Origin of the sequence: Streptomyces beijiangensis (genome assembly GCF_017315755.1) — a bacterium.
Classification (GTDB): Bacteria; Actinomycetota; Actinomycetes; order Streptomycetales; family Streptomycetaceae; genus Streptomyces; species Streptomyces beijiangensis.
Genome location: NZ_JAFLRJ010001179.1, coordinates 1 through 242, shown reverse-complemented (window position 1 = coordinate 242; position 242 = coordinate 1). Strand labels below are relative to the sequence as shown.

At 77.7% G+C, this 242-nt stretch carries 1 protein-coding gene; it reads right to left on the bottom strand.

What is annotated here, in order from left to right; genetic code table 11:
* On the bottom strand, nucleotides 1-242 hold a 242-nt coding region (locus J0695_RS41080; RefSeq protein WP_206969898.1), incomplete at both ends, for a hypothetical protein.

The window sequence follows — 242 nt, the reverse complement described above, 5'->3', positions numbered from 1 at the left end:
GGGTGCCTCGGCGGGCGCCGGGGGCGGGGGGTCTGGGCATGGGGCGGGCCAGGTCCTGGGCGAAGCCGTCGGGGTCGGCGGCGATGCGGAGGAGTTGGGAGGCGGAGAGGGTGGGCGGCACGGGGACGTCGACCGTGGTGCGGCGGGAGCGGCGCAGCTCTTCGCTGAGCGCGTCCAGGTCCCGGTCCCAGGAGGTGAGGGTTCGGGCCTCCTCCGGAGTGAGCGGGGTGGGGGTGCTGGGG